The following is an 18,102-nucleotide window of genomic DNA, read 5'->3' as shown; positions in this document are numbered from 1 at the left end:
TCGAAATTTATTAGATCACTAAGGATGCATCATGTCATTACAAACAGAATTAGTTCATGCCGGTCGAAAAAAACGTTATACCCAAGGAGCAGTCAACTCAGTTATTCAGCGAGCATCATCTCTGGTCTTTGACTCATTAGAAGCCAAAAAAGAGGCAATGGAAAATCGAGCTAAAGGAGCGCTATTTTATGGTCGTCGTGGCACACTAACTCATTTTGCCTTGCAAGATGCAATGGCCGAAATTGAAGGTGGCGCAGGTTGTTACCTTTATCCATGTGGTGCAGCAGCCATTGCTAATACCATTTTAGCTTTTGTAAAAAAAGGCGATCATATCCTTGTGTCAGAAGCCAGTTACGAACCAACACAAGAATTTTGTGAACATATATTAAAAGATTTTGGGGTTGAAACGGATTATTTTTCACCTTTGATTGGACGGTATATTACCAATTATATCCAACCGAATACAAAAGTCGTGTTTCTTGAATCACCAAGTTCCATTACTATGGAAGTACATGATGTACCAGCTATAGTTAAAGCGATTCGCAGTGTTAATCCAGAAATTGTTATTATGATGGATAATACATGGGGAGCAGGTGTTTTATTTAAAGCCTTAGAGCATAATGTTGATATTTCAATTCAATCTGGTACAAAATATCTAATCGGACATTCCGACGCAATGCTAGGCACAGCCGTTGCCAATCAACGTTGTTGGGATACCTTACGTGAACGTTCTTATTTAATGGGACAAATGTGTGATGCAGATACCGCCTATATGGCAGCTCGTGGATTACGAACTCTAGCGGTTAGACTCAAGCAACATCACGAAAGCAGTTTAAAAGTGGCAAACTGGTTAGCCAATCATCCTAAAGTTGCAACCGTTAATCACCCTGCATTAGCAAGTTGTAAAGGGCATGAGTTTTTTAAACGCGATTTTAGCGGTGCTAGTGGCTTATTTTCATTTGTACTTAAAGATCATTTAAGTGATATTCAATTGTCTGATTTTTTAGATAATATGACTCACTTTTCAATGGCTTATTCATGGGGTGGATTTGAATCATTAATTTTAGCCAATCAACCTGAAGATCTAGTAAAAATACGACCAGTATCCGGTGTTGATTTCACAGGTACATTAATCCGATTACATATTGGTCTTGAAGATTCTGATGATTTAATTGCTGATCTTGCTGCAGGCTTAGATAGAATCAAATTACATAAAAACAAAGTTAATGCATTACAAAGTTTAGTGTAAATGGATAGCGAATGAAGCATCAAAACCAAGCTAAGACTAAAAGTAATATAGAACAAACCATTTTACAACACCTAAACGGTCGGCAATCGCTACTCGTTGCCTTTAGTGGTGGCGTTGATTCGACCGTATTAATGCATGCATTAGTCACGCTAAAGCAACAATTGCAAAATTTACAACTTAGAGCCATTTATATTCACCATGGTTTAAGCGAAAACGCTGATAGTTGGGCTGAACATTGCCAGCAACAATGCCATACTTGGCAAGTTCCTTTGATTATTGAAAAAGTCAAACTTGATAGATCAGCGGGCAATATTGAAGAACAAGCTAGAGAAGCTCGATACCAAGCTATTTATCGACATTTAAAAAATAATGAGTTTTTATGTACAGCCCAGCACCTTGATGATCAATGTGAAACGTTCTTTTTAGCGTTAAAGCGTGGAAGTGGTCCAGCGGGCTTATCCGCTATGCCACTTGAAAATGGTCAGCATCTTAGACCACTACTAACGATATCTCGTCAAGAGATTGAACAGTACGCCAATCAGCACCAATTAAGTTGGATAGAAGATGAAAGTAATCAAGATGATCATTACGATCGCAACTTTTTACGTTTAAATGTTCTACCAACACTTAACCAACGTTGGCCTCATTTTTCACAAATGGTTGCTCGCAGTGCCGAATTATGTCAACAGCAAGAAATACTACTTAACGAGCTACTGTTAGCTGATTTTAAACTCATTACAACACCTGAAGGGCGGTTATATTTAACACCGTTATATAACTATTCAAACTACAAACGTAATGCTATATTGCGCATGTGGTTTCGATCTAAACAGATCAATATGCCAAGCCAAAAACAGTTATCACTAATTTGGCAAACAGTAGCTTTAGCAAAAGAAGACGCTAATCCACAATTTATTTTGCATAATTGGCAAATTCGCCGATATCAAAACCGGCTCTATTTGTTGCCTTTATATCAAGATATCGAACAGCAAATCTTGCCTTGGGATCTAAGTACATCGCTAACCTTGCCGGATAATTTAGGCGTATTACAGCCCAATTATCAAACCGATTTAACTTGCCGTTTACCGCAAAAAGAGGAAACTGTTTCAGTTCGTTTTCATGCACAAGGTCAATTTCAAATTGTTCAGCGCAAAGGATCACGATCGATAAAAAAACTGTGGCAAGAACATCATATTCCGCCTTGGATGCGTACCCGTATTCCTTTAATTTATTATAATGAACAATTAATTACTGCCGTTGGGATATTTGTAACCGAACAAGGTAAGGGTTCACAAGTTGGGTTTACCCTGAGTAATACTCTATAATTTAAATTAAGGAGACAATACATCTCCTTAATTTAATTTTATAAAATCATAAATCATTTTGGCTCAGAACGAGCTTTCCATCGTTTTAACAATAAAGCATTAGTCACCACACTTACACTGCTAAGTGCCATAGCAGCACCAGCTATCATTGGATTTAAGAAACCTAAAGCAGCAAGTGGAATACCAATTAAATTATAGAAGAAGGCCCAAAATAAATTCTGTTTAATTTTATTATAGGTTCTTCGAGAGATATCAATAGCATCAGCAATTAAAAACAGATTGCCACGCATTAAAGTAATACTGGCCGCATGCATTGCTACATCGGTTCCCGTACCCATTGCAATACCAATATCAGCCGCAGCTAAAGCTGGTGCATCATTAATACCGTCACCTACCATTGCAACCTTATGATTGCTATCACTATTGTTATTGTTTTGACTTTCTTTTTGTAATTGATAAATATAATTCGCTTTATCTTGCGGTAAAACTTCTGCAATAACTTTATCTAAATTTAATTGCTGTCCTACATAATTAGCAGCTTGTTGATTGTCTCCGGTTAACATTACCGTTTTAACATTTAGCTGATGCAGTGCTGTAATCGCAGTTTTTGCTTCTTCTTTTATGACATCTGAAAAGCCAAATAGAGCTAATATCACAACGTTTGCTTCTAACTGTTGTTTTGCTAAAAATGAAATCGTATAACCTTTATTAGTTAGTTCATTAATTTTATCGTCCATATCCACAAAATGGGCGTTTAATGATTTCATCCAACGCAAACTACCTAAATAGTATTCAGTATTATCAATTGTTGCCATGACACCCGAACCTGTTACAGAAGTAATATTTCGAGCATAACTATACTGTTTTGCTTTTTTTAGAATTGCTTTTGCTAGTGGGTGCTCACTACCAGCTTGTAATGATGCGGCAATCGCTAATATTTGCTCAGGGGTTTGTGTTCCTATCACATCCATTTCAACCAATTCAGGTTTACCAATGGTTAAAGTTCCTGTTTTATCGAACGCTACGGTATTAACGTTGTGTAATGTTTCGAGAGCTTCCGCATCTTTGATCAAAATACCATGACGAGCCGCAACACCAGTACCCACCATAATTGTCGTTGGTGTTGCTAGTCCTAAAGCACATGGGCAAGCAATCACTAACACCGCGACAGCATGAAGTAAAGCTTGTTGCCAATCCTGAGAAATCACGCCCCATGCAAGTAATGTAATAAGCGCAATCAATAAAATCACAGGTACAAAAATCGCGCTAATTCGATCTACAATTCGCTGAATGGGTGCTTTTTTAGCTTGAGCTGACTCTACCATGTTAATAATCTTTGACAAAGTAGAATCAGCCTGAATTGCTGTTGTTTTTACTATTAATAACCCTTCACCATTAATAGTACCACCTGTGACAATATCATTAACCGTTTTGTTGACTGGAAAACTTTCACCAGTTAACATCGACTCATCACTACTTGATGCACCTTCAATCACGATACCGTCAACAGGAATTCGCTCACCTGGCTTTACTATCACTACATCACCAACAACAACTTGGTTAATGGGTAAGCTTATATCTTGATCGCCCCGCCTAACTAAAGCAACATCAGGTCGTAAGGCAGACAGTGCTTCGATAGCTTGGGTCGTTTGATGTTTCGCTCTTGACTCTAACCATTTACCAATCAAGATTAAAGTAATAATAACAACTGACGACTCAAAATAAAGGTGATCATTATTACCGATAATCCACTGATACAGTGATAAGCCATAAGCAGCACTAGTACCAATAGCGACCAGTAAATCCATATTACCGGACAATGCTTTAACGGCATTGAAACCGCTGCGATAAAATTTAGCGCCTAACCCAAATTGAACAATCGACGCAATTACCAATTGTAACCAAGCGGGCATCATCAAATGTATCCCGAAGGGTTCAAGTAACATAGGCAGAACAAAAGGTATCGCTAACAAAACAGAGATAATAATCGGCCAAAGCGATGCTTGTTTCTCAGCATCCTTAATATGAGTTTGTTGATCGTTAATTTTAACTGCATGATAACCTGCTTTGTCTACTGCCGACATTAATGTTTCTAATTCAACATTGGCATTAGTGTTAACGGTTGCTTTTTCTGTAGCAAGATTAACACTGACATCAATCACACCATCAATCTTTTTTAGCGCTTTCTCAACTCGACTAACGCATGATGCGCAGCTCATATCCTCAACAAAAAAATTGTATTCAACTGTTTTCATTTGATGCATCCCTTAACTGTCGATGTTGTTTGGATTTAGTATTGGCTGAATATTAAGAAGCTATTTTCCAACAAAATATATCGTTGTTTTAACAAATAGAGACTGGTTACTTTTTAGCTTTATTAAAAAGAGCCTGTTATGTTAATTGATATCAAATAGCTTATAGACATTTACAAAAAACTCTTTTTAATACCTCATTAACAATAGCCATAATTTCAAAGGTTATGCTTCTGTAAGAATAGCAACACAAACGCGACTACTAACCTATTTAATGACTATTCTAATGTTTATTATTCTTTTAGCAAGAATGCACTTTTTTGATATATACTTCCCAAAAAGATACTATTGAGACATTAAAATGAAGAATAAATCAAATTCTAATGAAGATTATAAACCTACTATACGCTGCCCTGTTGAGACAACAATAAATATCATTGGAGGAAAATATAAATCTTTAATTTTATGGAAATTAATGACAACAAAAACACTAAGATATTCTCAATTAAGTAAAGAGATTCCAAGTGCCACACCGAAAATGCTCACCCAGCAACTACGCGAACTTGAAACAAGTGGCTTAATTCATCGCAGAGTATTTCCAGTTGTCCCACCAAAAGTCGAGTACTCATTGACCGATTTTGGTAAGAGCATTAAACCTGTATTAAAAGCAATGTATAAATGGGGTAATCATTGCTTGGATAGCCAAGGATTAGAAGTTAATTGTTCAATGGTTGAACTAATAGATTAATTATGAAAAGTTAACTCAATAAGTTAGATAAAAACGATATAAAAAATAACAGGGTACAAATAACCCTGTATTTTAATCTAAAAATTAGTTACGTAATTTTTCTGGCCAATCATTTTGAGTTGAAACTAATAGATCTTTAACAATTCTAGGATTTCCAGCTACCACATTACCAGAAACCATATAATTATTATTACCAGCAAAATCGGTTATCACACCACCAGCTTCACGCAAAATCAATTCACCACCAGCGATATCCCATGGTTTTAAACCAATCTCAAAAAAGCCATCTAATCGACCAGCTGCAACATAAGCCAAATCTAAAGCTGCCGAGCCGCTACGACGAAAATCACCACATCGAGTAAATAACTTTTGTAAAACCGCAAAATAGCTATCACTATGTTGTTTAGCCTTGAATGGAAATGCCGTCGCTAGCACGCTACCATCTAAATCTTTAGCGTTACTAACACGAATACGGTAACCATTAAGCTGAGCACCTTTACCTCGCGCAGCTGTAAATAATTCATTACTCATTGGATTATAAACCACAGCAACTTCAGTTTTGCCCTTAACACGAGCGGCAATAGAAACAGCAAAATGCGGAATATTTTTAATAAAATTGGTCGTACCATCAATTGGATCGATTATCCACTGTGTTTCAGCATCATTACCTTTAGCCAAACCGCTTTCTTCGGCAATAATAGTATGATCAGGATACGCTTTTTTGATTGTCTCAATAATCAAAGCTTCAGCAGCACGATCAGCATTAGTAGCAAAATCGTTGGCGCCTTTAGTGTCAATTTCGATTGAACTAGGGTTTTCATAAGCCTTTATGGCCACATTACCTGCTTTACGAGCAGCGCGAATAGCAATATTAAGCATCGGATGCATAAATTTCTTCCAATTGATGATGTTAAAGAACGGATAGTTTTAGTAAAACTTATACAGTCATACTAAAATTTAAGACATAGTATAAAGGTTTTACCGCTTCATTGCCAGACTATGTTAGGTCTGATGGCTAAAATAGCCATATTCTCTTAACACTAGCCTTATTGCTTACCTTATTACTAAATTATTCCATCTATATTTTGCATCTAAGTGAAAATTTTATTGGTAATGGTTCAGTTAATTAACTACGATCAATTAGGGTGAAAAACAACCAAAACAATCTATTGTAAATTTTTTCATCGCATGATTGGCTTTCTATTCGCAATAAATTAAGAATTATTGCATAATACCTAGCGTATAAAATAGCGAACTTAAGTTAGGAATAATTATGGAACTTCTTTGTCCAGCGGGATCTTTACCATCACTTAAAGTAGCCATCGATAATGGTGCTGATGCTGTTTATATTGGTTTAAAAGATGATACTAATGCTCGTCATTTTGCTGGTTTGAATTTTAACGAGAAGCGCTTAATTGAAGCATCTGACTATGTGCATAAACGTGGTAAAAAACTACATATTGCAATTAATACTTTTGCACATCCTGAAAACTTCCAGCGTTGGCAATATGCAGTTGATACAGCCTCCAATATTGGTGCTGATGCACTTATTATTGCAGACTTAGCTATGTTAGATTATGCTACTGAAAAGTATCCAAACCTTGAGCGTCATGTCTCAGTACAAGCATCATCAACCAATGAAGAATCAATTAAGTTCTACTATAACAATTTTCATGTACATCGTATCGTGTTACCGCGTGTACTCTCTATGCATCAAGTAAAGCAACTTTCGCAAGTTTCGCCAGTTCCACTTGAAGTATTTGCCTTTGGTAGTTTATGTATTATGGCTGAAGGACGTTGTTATTTATCTTCCTATCTTACCGGAGAATCTCCTAATACCGTTGGTGCTTGTTCACCAGCAAAATTTGTCCGCTGGGAAGAGACCGAAAAAGGTCTTGAGTCTCGCTTAAATAACGTGTTAATTGATTGCCATAAAAAGGGTGAAAATGCTGGTTATCCAACCTTGTGTAAAGGTCGTTATTATGTAGGTGATGAACTTTATCACCCTATTGAAGAACCAACCAGTTTAAACACAATTGAACTACTGCCTGAACTGTTTGCAGCCAATATTGCATCAGTCAAAATTGAAGGCCGTCAGCGTAGCCCTGCCTATGTTGAACAAGTAACTAAAGTATGGCGTCAAGCAATCGATCGCTATAAAGCAAATCCACAATCATTCCAGGCGGAAAAAAGCTGGATGGATACGCTGGGTTCTGTTTCAGAAGGAACACAAACCACGTTAGGTGCTTACCACCGTAAATGGCAATAACATAATACTAAGTCTACAGTTATGTTAATTATCAAGAAAGATTGATTATAAAACATATCACATCTTGATTTTATATGTACTCTACAACTTATGTTATGCCATTTTTATTAAAAGAAACCAGATTAAGATAAATAAATTATAGTGAGCAAAACTATGAAATATTCATTAGGACCAGTGCTTTATTATTGGCCTAAAACTGAAACCGAAGCCTTTTATCACGCAGCAAAAGAGAGTGAAGCAGATATTATTTATATGGGTGAAACGGTTTGTACCAAACGCCGAGAAATGAAAGTTCCCAATTGGCTAGAATTAGCTAAGGAAATCGCTAAATCTGGCAAGCAAGTGGTACTCTCAACATTGGCTTTGCTTGAAGCTCCATCAGAATTAAACGATTTACGACAACTAGTCAATAATGGAGACTTTTTGGTAGAAGCCAATGATTTAGCGGCCATCAATATTGCTCAAGAAAATAAATTACCATTCGTTGCTGGCCCGGCTATTAACTGCTATAACGCCTTAACTTTAAAATTATTGCAAAAGCAAGGTATGGTACGTTGGTGTATGCCGGTTGAACTTTCCCGTGATTGGCTAAGTAATGTTCTTACACAATTTGAGAGTTTAAAAATTGAAAAAAACTTTGAAGTGGAAGTCTTTAGTTATGGTTATTTACCTTTAGCTTATTCCGCACGTTGTTTTACCGCACGCTCAGAAGATAGACCAAAAGATAAATGCGAAACTTGCTGCATTAAATATCCAGTTGGACGTGAAGTATTTTCACAAGAACGGCAAAAAGTTTTTGTACTAAACGGTATCCAAACACAAAGCGGCTATTGTTATAATTTGGGTAATAATTTAAAAGAGATGAAAGGATTAGTTGATATTGTGCGAATATCGCCGTTAGGACTTGAAACTCTCGATATTGTAAAACAATTTAAAGCCAATGAAGATGGCTCTAATCCACTGCATATTGAACATAAACGCGACTGTAATGGTTACTGGAATGGTATTGCTGGACTCGAACTTAGCCAATAAACATTTTACACCAAAGCAGTTTAGAGCTGATTTTCCAGCATTAAACAGTAATGGTGTATATCTTGATTCCGCAGCAACTGCCCTTAAACCTCAAGTAATGGTAGATGCCACGGTGGCCTATTATGCACGCAACACCGCAACTGCCAAACGCAGTTTGCACCATGATGCGTTGCAAGTAACAGCGGCTATCGATAAAGCACGACAACATGTTGCTAATTTGCTTCATGCAAGCAATAACACTGAAATTATCTGGACACGTGGTGCTACCGAATCAATTAATTTAATTGCCCAAAGTTATGCTCGCTGTGTATTACAACCTAATGATGAAATTATTGTCAGCGAATTAGAGCATCACAGTAATTTAATACCTTGGTTAATTGTGGCTAAACAAACTGGGGCAAAAGTCATTAAATGGTCTGCCAATATAGATGAGTTATCATCACTAATATCATCAAGAACTAAAATCGTAGCAATAACCCATATGTCAAATGTCACTGGATTTTGCCCAAATTTAGCTACAATTAGCCACATAGTTCATCAATATAATGCTATTTTAGTAGTAGATGGTGCCCAAGGCATTGTCCATCATGATATTGATGTAACAACACTTGATATCGACTTTTATGCTTTTTCGGCTCATAAATTGTATGGTCCAACGGGGCTGGGTGTTTTATATGGTAAACAATCATTACTTGAGCAAATGTCAGTTTGGCATGGCGGAGGGAAAATGCTAAAAAGCACCTCATTTGATGGTTTTGTTCAAGAAGATGTTCCTTATAAATTTGAAGCTGGTACACCCAATATAGCAGGTATTATTGGCTTTAATGCAACACTTGATTGGTTAACCAATTGGGATCTTAAGAAAGCAGAAAATTACACAGAACAATTGTCTCATTATACTAAATCACAGCTAAGCAAACTGTCGAATCTACAATTTTATAGTGTTGAAAACAGTCCAATTATTACATTTAATCTTAATGATATTCATCATAACGATGTAGCGATTTTACTCAGTGAACAAAACATTGCCATTCGTACTGGCGAGCTGTGTGCTCAACCTTTAATGAATAAATTGGGTTGTCATGGAGTTATTCGTCTATCATTAATGCCATATAATAATGAGCAAGATGTGGATACTTTTATTCTGGCACTACAAAATGCCATTGAAATTTTAGCCTAATTTTATACTGAAACGTATAGTTAACCTGAAACTTTTTTACAAATAGTTAATCATTTATAGGTCAATATTATGCTATCACAGCAAGAGTTAACCAAATTATTTTTACAGCAACATAATTGGCAAGACCGTTATCGACAATTAATTATATTAGCAAAACAATTACCAACAATGCCTGAAGATTTAAAAACTGATGAAAATCAAGTCAATGGTTGTGAAAATCGCGTTTGGTTAACTTATCAAAAGCAAAACAATAATACCTTTATATTTCAAGGTGACAGTGAAGGACGTATTGTGAAAGGATTATTGGCTATTTTAATTATTATTGCTAATCACAAAACAGCAGAAGAAATTGCTGCAATTGATTTTCAATCTTTATTAAGCCAGTTAAAAATTATTGATGAGCTAAGCCAATCTCGTTTAAATGGTTTGACTAAACTAATTGAACGAATTCAATCTGTTGTATAAAAAATGGGGACCTATCGTCCCCATGTTTCACCAAGATTGTTACTAACTGATAACGTTGCTGATTAATTTTCACTGTAGGTGAAAAGTGTGATCACTTTTTTAACACCATCGACTTGACTAGCAAGCTGTGCAGCAGCTTTACCTTCTTCTGATGTCACAATACCAATCAAAAACACTTCGCTATTTTCTGTTACAACTTTAATGTTGCGCGCTTTTGTTTTGGCATTCAATATTAGTTGAGATTTAACCTTCGTTGTTATCCATGAATCATTAGTGATTGTCCCTGAACCAACTGGTTGACTTACTCGAATTTGATTGTAGACTTTTTTTACACCTTCAATTTCATAAGCTAGGCTTTCGGCTTTTTCAATTTGCTCACTATTGGCCTGACCCGTTAAGATGATATCACCACCATAAGTACTAGAAACAATGCGTGCTCCAATAAATTGAGGTCCATTATTTTTAAGTTTTATCCCCATACGTGAATTTAAGGTGGCATCGTCAACTTGTGTACCAGCAGTACGAGGATCGGTAGCAACTTTTGCAGTAGCTGTAGCACCAGCGCCAATAATAGCTGCAGTAATACAGCCTTGTAACATTAATGCGCCAGTGAATAACATAGCTATTAAGGCAACTCTCTTCATTATTACTCCTTACAATTTACCACATTGTAATAATCAAATACTAAAAACGCTGTTATTATGCCTTTTTGATAATGATTTGCAAAACAATTTTATGTTTTACACTATGATAAAAACGACTCACAATAATCGAATATAAATTAATTAAAAATTGTTCTATTTTATTACTAATAGCGGTTGTTTTTTCTGATAAAATCTAATGTCATTAATATGGTCTAATATTTGGAATTATTGGAAGTAAAATATGAATCAAGACAGTATTGATTGGCTATATGGTTTGTCCGCGCCAATGGTTGCTTTAAATAAAGATAATGGTGCAAGTTATACTTCAGCATACTTTATTCCCGAACAGGATTTTGTAGATTTGAACAAAAGTTGGGGAATTAATTCTCGCGAAACTCTACTTAATTGTGTTTTTGATATGGTTGATGATGGACATGCAACACTATTATCTCGCTATTATTCAATATACTGCCGATCTTCCGAAGCTGATTGGCGTAATTACTGTCAAGAGCAAGACGATTATCAAAAAGTTCTAATGAAATTTGTTGAACAAACTTTTTGCGTATGCGGTATTGGTGGAATTCGTAGTTGGGATTATGCACGTATGGCATATATACTACGAAATGGTACAACCAACAAATATATTAACGAAGACGAAGCGCTATGGATTCTTACAAAAATTGCTTCACGTTCTCAATATTTTTATAAATCTTGGCATAACTACTTTGCTGCTTGGTCAGTTGGATTTCAATTTTGGGAATCAATTAACAATAAAGAAGATCTTGAAGCTTTACTTTGTGAATTAACTAGAGCATCGCAAACGCGTACTATGAAAATATTAATTAGCGACGAAGATTCACCTTGCAATCGCCTACCTTGGTACATTGATATTGAAGAACTCGAAAAACCAGAATCATTAAGGGAGTATGATTGGTCATGAGTACAAATTTTTGGGAATTATTAGGCATCGAACAAACTACAGATACCGCACTTATCCGGCAAGTATATCGTGAAAAGCTACCCTTATATCATCCAGAAACGGATCCTGATGGATTTAAAGCATTGCGCGAAGCTTACGAATCAGCAATAAGTTATGCAAAGTCACCTGAAACAGCTGTTGATACAACAACTCAACAAACGGAAAAAGAATCAGCACCACAACTAACAGAAGAACAAATTCAAGCAAATGAAATTTACAACGCTTACCAAGCTCTATTAGAAGATCCCCAACGCTGCTATAAAGTAGATGAATGGCAAAAATTTATTGGTTCATTTTATGATTACCCTATGTCGGTTATTGATTCAGTCAAGTGGCGATTACTAAATCTAAGCTATGAGACAACAAATATCTCAGAATCATGTGTCAAAATTCTAGCTGATAACCTACGTTGGCGTCAGCAGTTAATGACAAAGTTCACCGATGACTTTCAAATATTTGATAGTTATTTAAATCACATCGAACGTGGTGATTTATTTGATTACACGAGTTTGCCCACAACCAACAAAGCATTACAAAATGCTACCATTGATTATATTTATTCTATTAAATGGGTATATTGGGAACGTAGACCTGACGACGTTTATATGTTTCTATCACAAGATACTGTATTTTATCTTCCTGATGATAAAAAATTAATGCTTGAATTTGCTTTTTGGCATAGTGAAGCAAACATGAAAAATCAATTTATCTTGGATTATGCTTTAAAATGCATTGCTGAAAATGATCAAGATGAGCAAACTATTATTGATTGGAAATATATTGCCGCCATTCAATATACGTTGCTTGAAGACAAATATAATGCATTACAATCTTGGTTAGATTTATATTATTCTGGGCATTATCAAGAAAAAGCAGAAAGTTGGATAGCGGGTTGGTGCGTCTATTTTGAAAAAGATTACTTCCCTTTATTAATTATGGCATTAAATAATAGCCACTGTATTGACACCGATAAAACAGAAATTTATCTGCACACAATTCCGCAATTAACCACAACCACAACGGCACGATTATCAGGAATAGATGATATCGACAGCTATCCAAAAGAAATTGTTGATTTTGTCAATTGGAGTCTAAGCGTAAACTGGAGTTACCGACAAGTTCTATCAATATTATTACGCGATGACGGTTCTCGTCGATTATATCGATTATATCGGCATGCTGTGATGTTGCGCCATGGTAACGAAATATTGTTACAAGAAATTTTAGATGAGCAAAGTAATGATCCATTTGAACAATTTATTTTGCATCATTTAAAGCGCCAAGCACGACAACATCTTACATGGCTTAAACAACTCAAACCTATACAAGAGTTCAAGGCATGGCTATTTGATGATAATAAAAATGCCTTGTTACCAAAAAAATTCGATCCAGATGAAGATGGTGACCTAGTTTTATATGGTCGTTTATGGTTAGATAGATTCCAAGAGCTTCCTCACGTTGCTAAATTACATTTATATCATAGCTTTCATTATTCAAATATGGAAATGTTTGATTGGGCTATATATCTAGAATTCATGGAATATTACTTGTTACCCGAACCGCCAGATGCATCAACAAAAACGAATAATAAAAATGCGTATTGGCAATGGTTTCATCATTGTTTATTAGTTTTAGCTACTGTTAACCAACCGACTACTGTCGCTATATATCTACAGCAAGAAAATAATAATTTTACTGTAAAGGATGATGACAAACTTAAACCGTTAATAGAAATATTTAAACATGGTAATTGGCAAAATGAAACTGAACTTTACAACCTAATTGATAATGACAGCAAGCTCATTAATTGTATTTTAAACAATTATCCAGATTCAATGGAATGGTTTATTGATGATCCTAACTACATCGATTTTAGTGATATAGAACAAAAAATAGAACAAAAAATAGAACAACAATGGACACTAAAATTAGCTAAAAAAAATCCAGTGTATTTGATATTGTTGAATCTGATTGTATTAAACAAACCCGAACAAAAAGCAAAATTAGATCAAACTTTACAAAAACTGGTTGGTGATAATAAAGATCTACAAAAAATAGCAAACAGTTTAAAAAATAATTGGAATTTTCCTTTATCAATCAACAAAAATAGGTACAACTATACCAAACAAGTAGGCGAAATCACATCACTTGCTAAACGCTTATCTAATCAATATGGCGTATGTGACAATGATGAACTAAAAATGTTAGATGAATTTAAAGATGATAGTGATAACGATTTAGTATTACGACTCTGTGCGGCATTACTTTTGGCAAAAAATATTGAAAATCAAAAATGGCTTAATTCACAATCTCTACCTCAAAACAAATGGTGGCAATTTTGGCGTTGGAATGGACGCACAAATACACAGGGCTTTATAGTACAGCTAATTTTATCGATTACGATGGTTCAGTTTTTAAGTAAAAATGATTTCAATAATATAACAAGTTGTGTCATTTTGACATTGATAGCAATTAATACTCTTTTTGCTATCAAACGACGTATTAACGATACAGATAAAGGACAACCTTTATATTTTGCTAAAACAGCTCTTATGCTACCTCTAATGTTATTACCATGTTGGTTTTTAGAATTTAAAAGAACCAATCGCTATGGACCACCAATAGAAAAAAAGACAGAGGAAAACTAAACTACGTAAAAATCCCCCTTTTTGATTCGTATAGAAGGGGGAAATAATCTGGTAAAATCTATAATAGTTAGCGATTGAGTTCTTGTAGATTTGCTTCTATTTCACAACGCATTTCATTAATTTCTTCTGAATTTTGCTGATTTAATACCTCAATAAAAGCTTCAATATAAGATCCAATTAATGCCCTTTCATCACCTAATGATTGCGCCCACGCTCGTTCTAATCTAGCTAATAAAGTCCGATTTGGCATCTCATCACGAGGATGAATTTTCAGTGATTTTAATCGTTCATGGCTCTCTTGTTTTTGTTTATCAGTTAAACCTATTGGGCTATGATCAATAACTTTTCCATGTTTAATACCGGTTTCAAGAACAACCACATCAACTTCTAACAAACCATTCAAATCATAACTAAAGCGAACATCAATACCTTGTGTTTTCTCCATCGGAGTTACAGGTACTTCAAACTGATCTATCAGTACATTATTTTCTACGCGTGGACTTTCGCCTTGATAAACCGAAATACCAATAATCTTCTGTTGCGGATGCACCGTATAAAAAGTTTTTACTTTCGAGGTGGGAACAATGGTATTGCGCTCAATAATCGGTGCAAATAATCCACCAACATTACCTGAACTACTTTCAATACCTAACGTATAAGGACACACATCAGTTAAAATAACCTCTTCAATATCGGCGTTACGTAACCTACAAGCAGCTTGAACAGCAGCACCTTGAGCCACAATCGTGGTAGGATTAATATGACGATAAGGCAATTTACCAAATAATTTCGTTACCAGCTCACGCACCACACCGAGTTGTGATGAGCCACCGACTAACACAATATGTTCAAGCTGGTTAGGCTTTAAGCGCGCATCATTTAAGGCTTGTTCAATAGGCGAACGTAAACGATTAAGAAGTGGTAACCATAGCGTTTTAGCTCGATTTTCATTTAAAGAAAATTCCCACTGCTTATCTTGCCAAAACCAAGTTAATTTGTGTAATTCATCACCGCTTAACTTACATTTTAATTGTTCCGCTAAATCTAATAAACGTGCATAATCATCAACTGGTATGTCTTGCTTTTTAAGATTCCAATCACTTAAACAGGCTTTAACCAGTTCATCGGTAAAATCTTCACCACCTAAATAGTTATCTCCAGCAGATGCATGTACTTCAATAATCGGCAAAGCATATTCCAGTACGGTCACATCAAAGGTACCACCACCTAAGTCAAAAACTAAAGTATTACCTGATTGCTCTTCATGTAATCCATATGCCATAGCCGCTGCGGTTGGTTCATTAATTAAACGTACAGCATTTAAACCTGCTAATTCTGCAGCAAAACGTGTCTGTTTGCGTTGTTCATCATTAAAATAAGCAGGAACAGAAATCACTACATCGTGTATTTCTTGTTTTAAAAACGCTTCGGCATCGGCCTTAAGAGATTTTAGCACCATGGCAGAAAGTTCAGTTGGCGTAAATTTCTTGTCACCTAATTCAAATACTTTATTAGAACCAAGAAATCGTTTGAATGCAGCTGCACTTCGACTTGGATGAGTTGTTAAGCGCGACAATGCAGCACGCCCAACTAAAATAGAATCATCGTCATCAACACTTATTACTGATGGAGTAACAACTTCACCGATTGAGTTGGGAATAAGTATTGGTTTACCATCTTGCCAGACACAAATTAAACTATTTGTAGTACCTAAATCAATTCCTATGGGGTGATGCATAATTGGTTTGTTCTCTTCTTATTATTAAAGTTAATACCAACAATATTATATAGTTAATACGGCTTAAGGTACAATTTTATCATACGCTAAAATATTCAATTTGCCTTAACTCATTATTTTATGTATGTCAAAAAACTAGATCAGAGAAAATTATAATTACCGTTTATATCTATTTTTAATAAATAAACATTAAATTAATCATAATTTAAAAATTGGCATTAATGATGATATTTATCTTGTATATCAATAATTTGACTAATTAATTCACCATTAGCTAATCTGGTTGTTATAACCTCGCCTACGTTTACTTGTTCAACACGACGCACCACCATATTTTGTTGATCGGTTGTTACAGAGTATCCTCTTTCTAATGTCGCAAGTGGACTGACACTATTGAGTTTCGAGGTTTGTAAAACAAATTGATGTCGTGACTCAGTTATTTTTTGCTGAATAAAATTAACAAGTTGCTGACGTTTTTGGTAAATTATTTGACTTAAGTAGGTAATATTATTTTGAGGTGATAGTCGTAACAATTGTTTATCTAAAAAATTATGACGATTTGACTGTTTGAGTAAATATTGCTGCATATTTTCATATAAAGCATGCTGGTAAGAAAGTAATCGATTTAACTTTTTTGCTAGTTTGGCTTGAGGATGTTGAGTCTGCAATTGGTGACGCCACTTATTGAGCATTTCACGACGTCGAGTTAAATAATAATCCATTGCCATAGATAAATGCTGTTCTTGAACTTGAATCCGTCTAATCTGTTCTAAACAATCGCGACTAACTAATTCTGCTGCTGCGGATGGAGTAGCCGCTCTGACATCAGCAACAAAATCGGCTATGGTAAAATCTATTTCATGTCCCACTGCACTGACAACTGGTAATTGGCTAGCAAAAATCGCTCTTGCGACCACTTCCTCATTAAATGACCATAAATCTTCGAGTGAGCCACCACCTCGACCAACAATTAACACATCACATTCTTGACGAGCGTTGGCAATTTGAATCATTTTAGCGATCTGTGCAGCAGCTTCTGTGCCTTGTACTTGCGTGGGATAGATAATTAAGTGCAAACTTGGATCACGTCGTTTTAAGATCTGACAAATATCATGTAATGCTGCCCCAGTTGAAGAAGTAATAATGCCAACAGTACGAATATTTTCAGGCAATGATTGTTTATAAATAGATTCAAATAAACCTTCTTCAAATAATTTTTGTTTTAATTGTTCAAACTTTTGTTGCAATAATCCTGCGCCAGCAGGTTGGATTTTATCAATAACAAGTTGATATTCACCTCGTGCTTCATAAAGAGTCACAGTTGCTCTAACCAATACCTGTTGACCATTTTGTGGTGTAAATCCAGCACGAAAATTACTATTGCGAAACATGGCACAACGAACTTGAGCTGTATCATCTTTTAAGGTGAAATACCAATGCCCAGAAGCTGGGCGAGAAAAATTAGAAATTTCACCCATCAGCCAAATTTGACCAATAGCATCAGCAAGAAGATCTTTCACCATTTGATTAAGATCTTTAACCGATAGAATCGAACTATTATGCTGCATACTAT

General features: G+C 35.4%; 14 protein-coding genes. 9 read left to right on the top strand and 5 right to left on the bottom strand.

Annotated features, from left to right (window positions below; all coding sequences use genetic code 11):
• Positions 1–31: 31 nt before the first annotated feature.
• Positions 32–1,249 carry a cystathionine beta-lyase gene (gene metC, locus GAPWK_RS00590; RefSeq protein ID WP_025314364.1) on the top strand — a complete coding sequence of 406 codons (1,218 nt, stop codon included), beginning with the start codon at positions 32–34 and terminating at the stop codon, positions 1,247–1,249.
• Between the two features lie 11 nt (positions 1,250–1,260).
• Positions 1,261–2,574: a tRNA lysidine(34) synthetase TilS gene (gene tilS, locus GAPWK_RS00585; RefSeq protein ID WP_025314363.1), complete on the top strand. Its 1,314-nt coding sequence runs from the start codon at positions 1,261–1,263 to the stop codon at positions 2,572–2,574.
• Positions 2,575–2,627: 53 nt separating this feature from the next.
• Here tilS and GAPWK_RS00580 read toward each other — a convergent pair whose 3' ends face one another.
• The gene (locus tag GAPWK_RS00580; RefSeq protein ID WP_202961670.1) at positions 2,628–4,829 is read right to left on the bottom strand and encodes a heavy metal translocating P-type ATPase; all 2,202 of its coding nucleotides are present in this window, start codon (positions 4,827–4,829) and stop codon (positions 2,628–2,630) included.
• A gap of 358 nt (positions 4,830–5,187) precedes the next feature.
• Between GAPWK_RS00580 and GAPWK_RS00575 the strand changes: the two genes are divergently transcribed.
• Positions 5,188–5,574, top strand: coding sequence for a winged helix-turn-helix transcriptional regulator (locus tag GAPWK_RS00575; RefSeq protein ID WP_025314361.1), 387 nt, complete (start codon positions 5,188–5,190; stop codon positions 5,572–5,574).
• A gap of 84 nt (positions 5,575–5,658) precedes the next feature.
• On the opposite strand, the gene suhB is transcribed toward GAPWK_RS00575, so the two are convergent.
• Complete coding sequence (gene suhB / locus GAPWK_RS00570) at positions 5,659–6,462, bottom strand: inositol-1-monophosphatase (protein WP_025314360.1); 804 nt, start codon at positions 6,460–6,462, stop codon at positions 5,659–5,661.
• Positions 6,463–6,847: 385 nt separating this feature from the next.
• On the opposite strand from suhB, the gene ubiU reads away from it, so the two are divergent.
• From ubiU to csdE, 4 genes are all read left to right on the top strand, one after another.
• Entirely contained in the window at positions 6,848–7,843 is a 996-nt protein-coding gene (gene ubiU, locus GAPWK_RS00565) for a ubiquinone anaerobic biosynthesis protein UbiU (RefSeq protein WP_025314359.1), read from the top strand.
• A gap of 153 nt (positions 7,844–7,996) precedes the next feature.
• Entirely contained in the window at positions 7,997–8,875 is an 879-nt protein-coding gene (locus tag GAPWK_RS00560) for a U32 family peptidase (RefSeq protein ID WP_025314358.1), read from the top strand.
• The gene (csdA, locus tag GAPWK_RS00555; RefSeq protein ID WP_025314357.1) at positions 8,844–10,055 is read left to right on the top strand and encodes a cysteine desulfurase CsdA; all 1,212 of its coding nucleotides are present in this window, start codon (positions 8,844–8,846) and stop codon (positions 10,053–10,055) included. The genes GAPWK_RS00560 and csdA overlap by 32 nt, the downstream gene beginning before the upstream one ends.
• Before the next feature lie 69 nt (positions 10,056–10,124).
• Positions 10,125–10,520, top strand: a complete 396-nt coding sequence (gene csdE, locus GAPWK_RS00550; protein WP_025314356.1) for a cysteine desulfurase sulfur acceptor subunit CsdE — start codon at positions 10,125–10,127, stop codon at positions 10,518–10,520.
• A 62-nt stretch (positions 10,521–10,582) separates the two neighbouring features.
• Here the strand turns inward: csdE and dolP are convergent, their stop codons facing one another.
• On the bottom strand, positions 10,583–11,164 hold the full coding sequence (gene dolP / locus GAPWK_RS00545) for a division/outer membrane stress-associated lipid-binding lipoprotein (protein ID WP_025314355.1): 582 nt from the start codon (positions 11,162–11,164) through the stop codon (positions 10,583–10,585).
• Between the two features lie 241 nt (positions 11,165–11,405).
• Here dolP and GAPWK_RS00540 point away from each other — a divergent pair, with 241 nt between their 5' ends.
• Together GAPWK_RS00540 and GAPWK_RS00535 are read left to right on the top strand one after the other, a co-directional pair.
• On the top strand, positions 11,406–12,104 hold the full coding sequence (locus tag GAPWK_RS00540) for a DUF1266 domain-containing protein (RefSeq protein ID WP_025314354.1): 699 nt from the start codon (positions 11,406–11,408) through the stop codon (positions 12,102–12,104).
• Positions 12,101–14,791 (top strand): J domain-containing protein, encoded by a 2,691-nt coding sequence (locus tag GAPWK_RS00535; protein WP_025314353.1) that lies wholly within the window; start codon positions 12,101–12,103, stop codon positions 14,789–14,791. The genes GAPWK_RS00540 and GAPWK_RS00535 overlap by 4 nt, the downstream gene beginning before the upstream one ends.
• Before the next feature lie 67 nt (positions 14,792–14,858).
• Here GAPWK_RS00535 and GAPWK_RS00530 read toward each other — a convergent pair whose 3' ends face one another.
• Both GAPWK_RS00530 and xseA read right to left on the bottom strand, forming a co-directional pair.
• A complete protein-coding gene (locus tag GAPWK_RS00530) occupies positions 14,859–16,529 on the bottom strand; it encodes a molecular chaperone HscC (protein ID WP_025314352.1) in 1,671 nt (556 codons plus the stop codon).
• A gap of 218 nt (positions 16,530–16,747) precedes the next feature.
• A complete protein-coding gene (gene xseA, locus GAPWK_RS00525; protein ID WP_025314351.1) occupies positions 16,748–18,097 on the bottom strand; it encodes an exodeoxyribonuclease VII large subunit in 1,350 nt (449 codons plus the stop codon).
• Positions 18,098–18,102: the final 5 nt, after the last annotated feature.

Source organism: Gilliamella apicola (assembly GCF_000599985.1).
Classification (GTDB): domain Bacteria; phylum Pseudomonadota; class Gammaproteobacteria; order Enterobacterales; family Orbaceae; genus Gilliamella; species Gilliamella apicola.
This window is presented reverse-complemented; position numbering and strand designations above follow the sequence as displayed.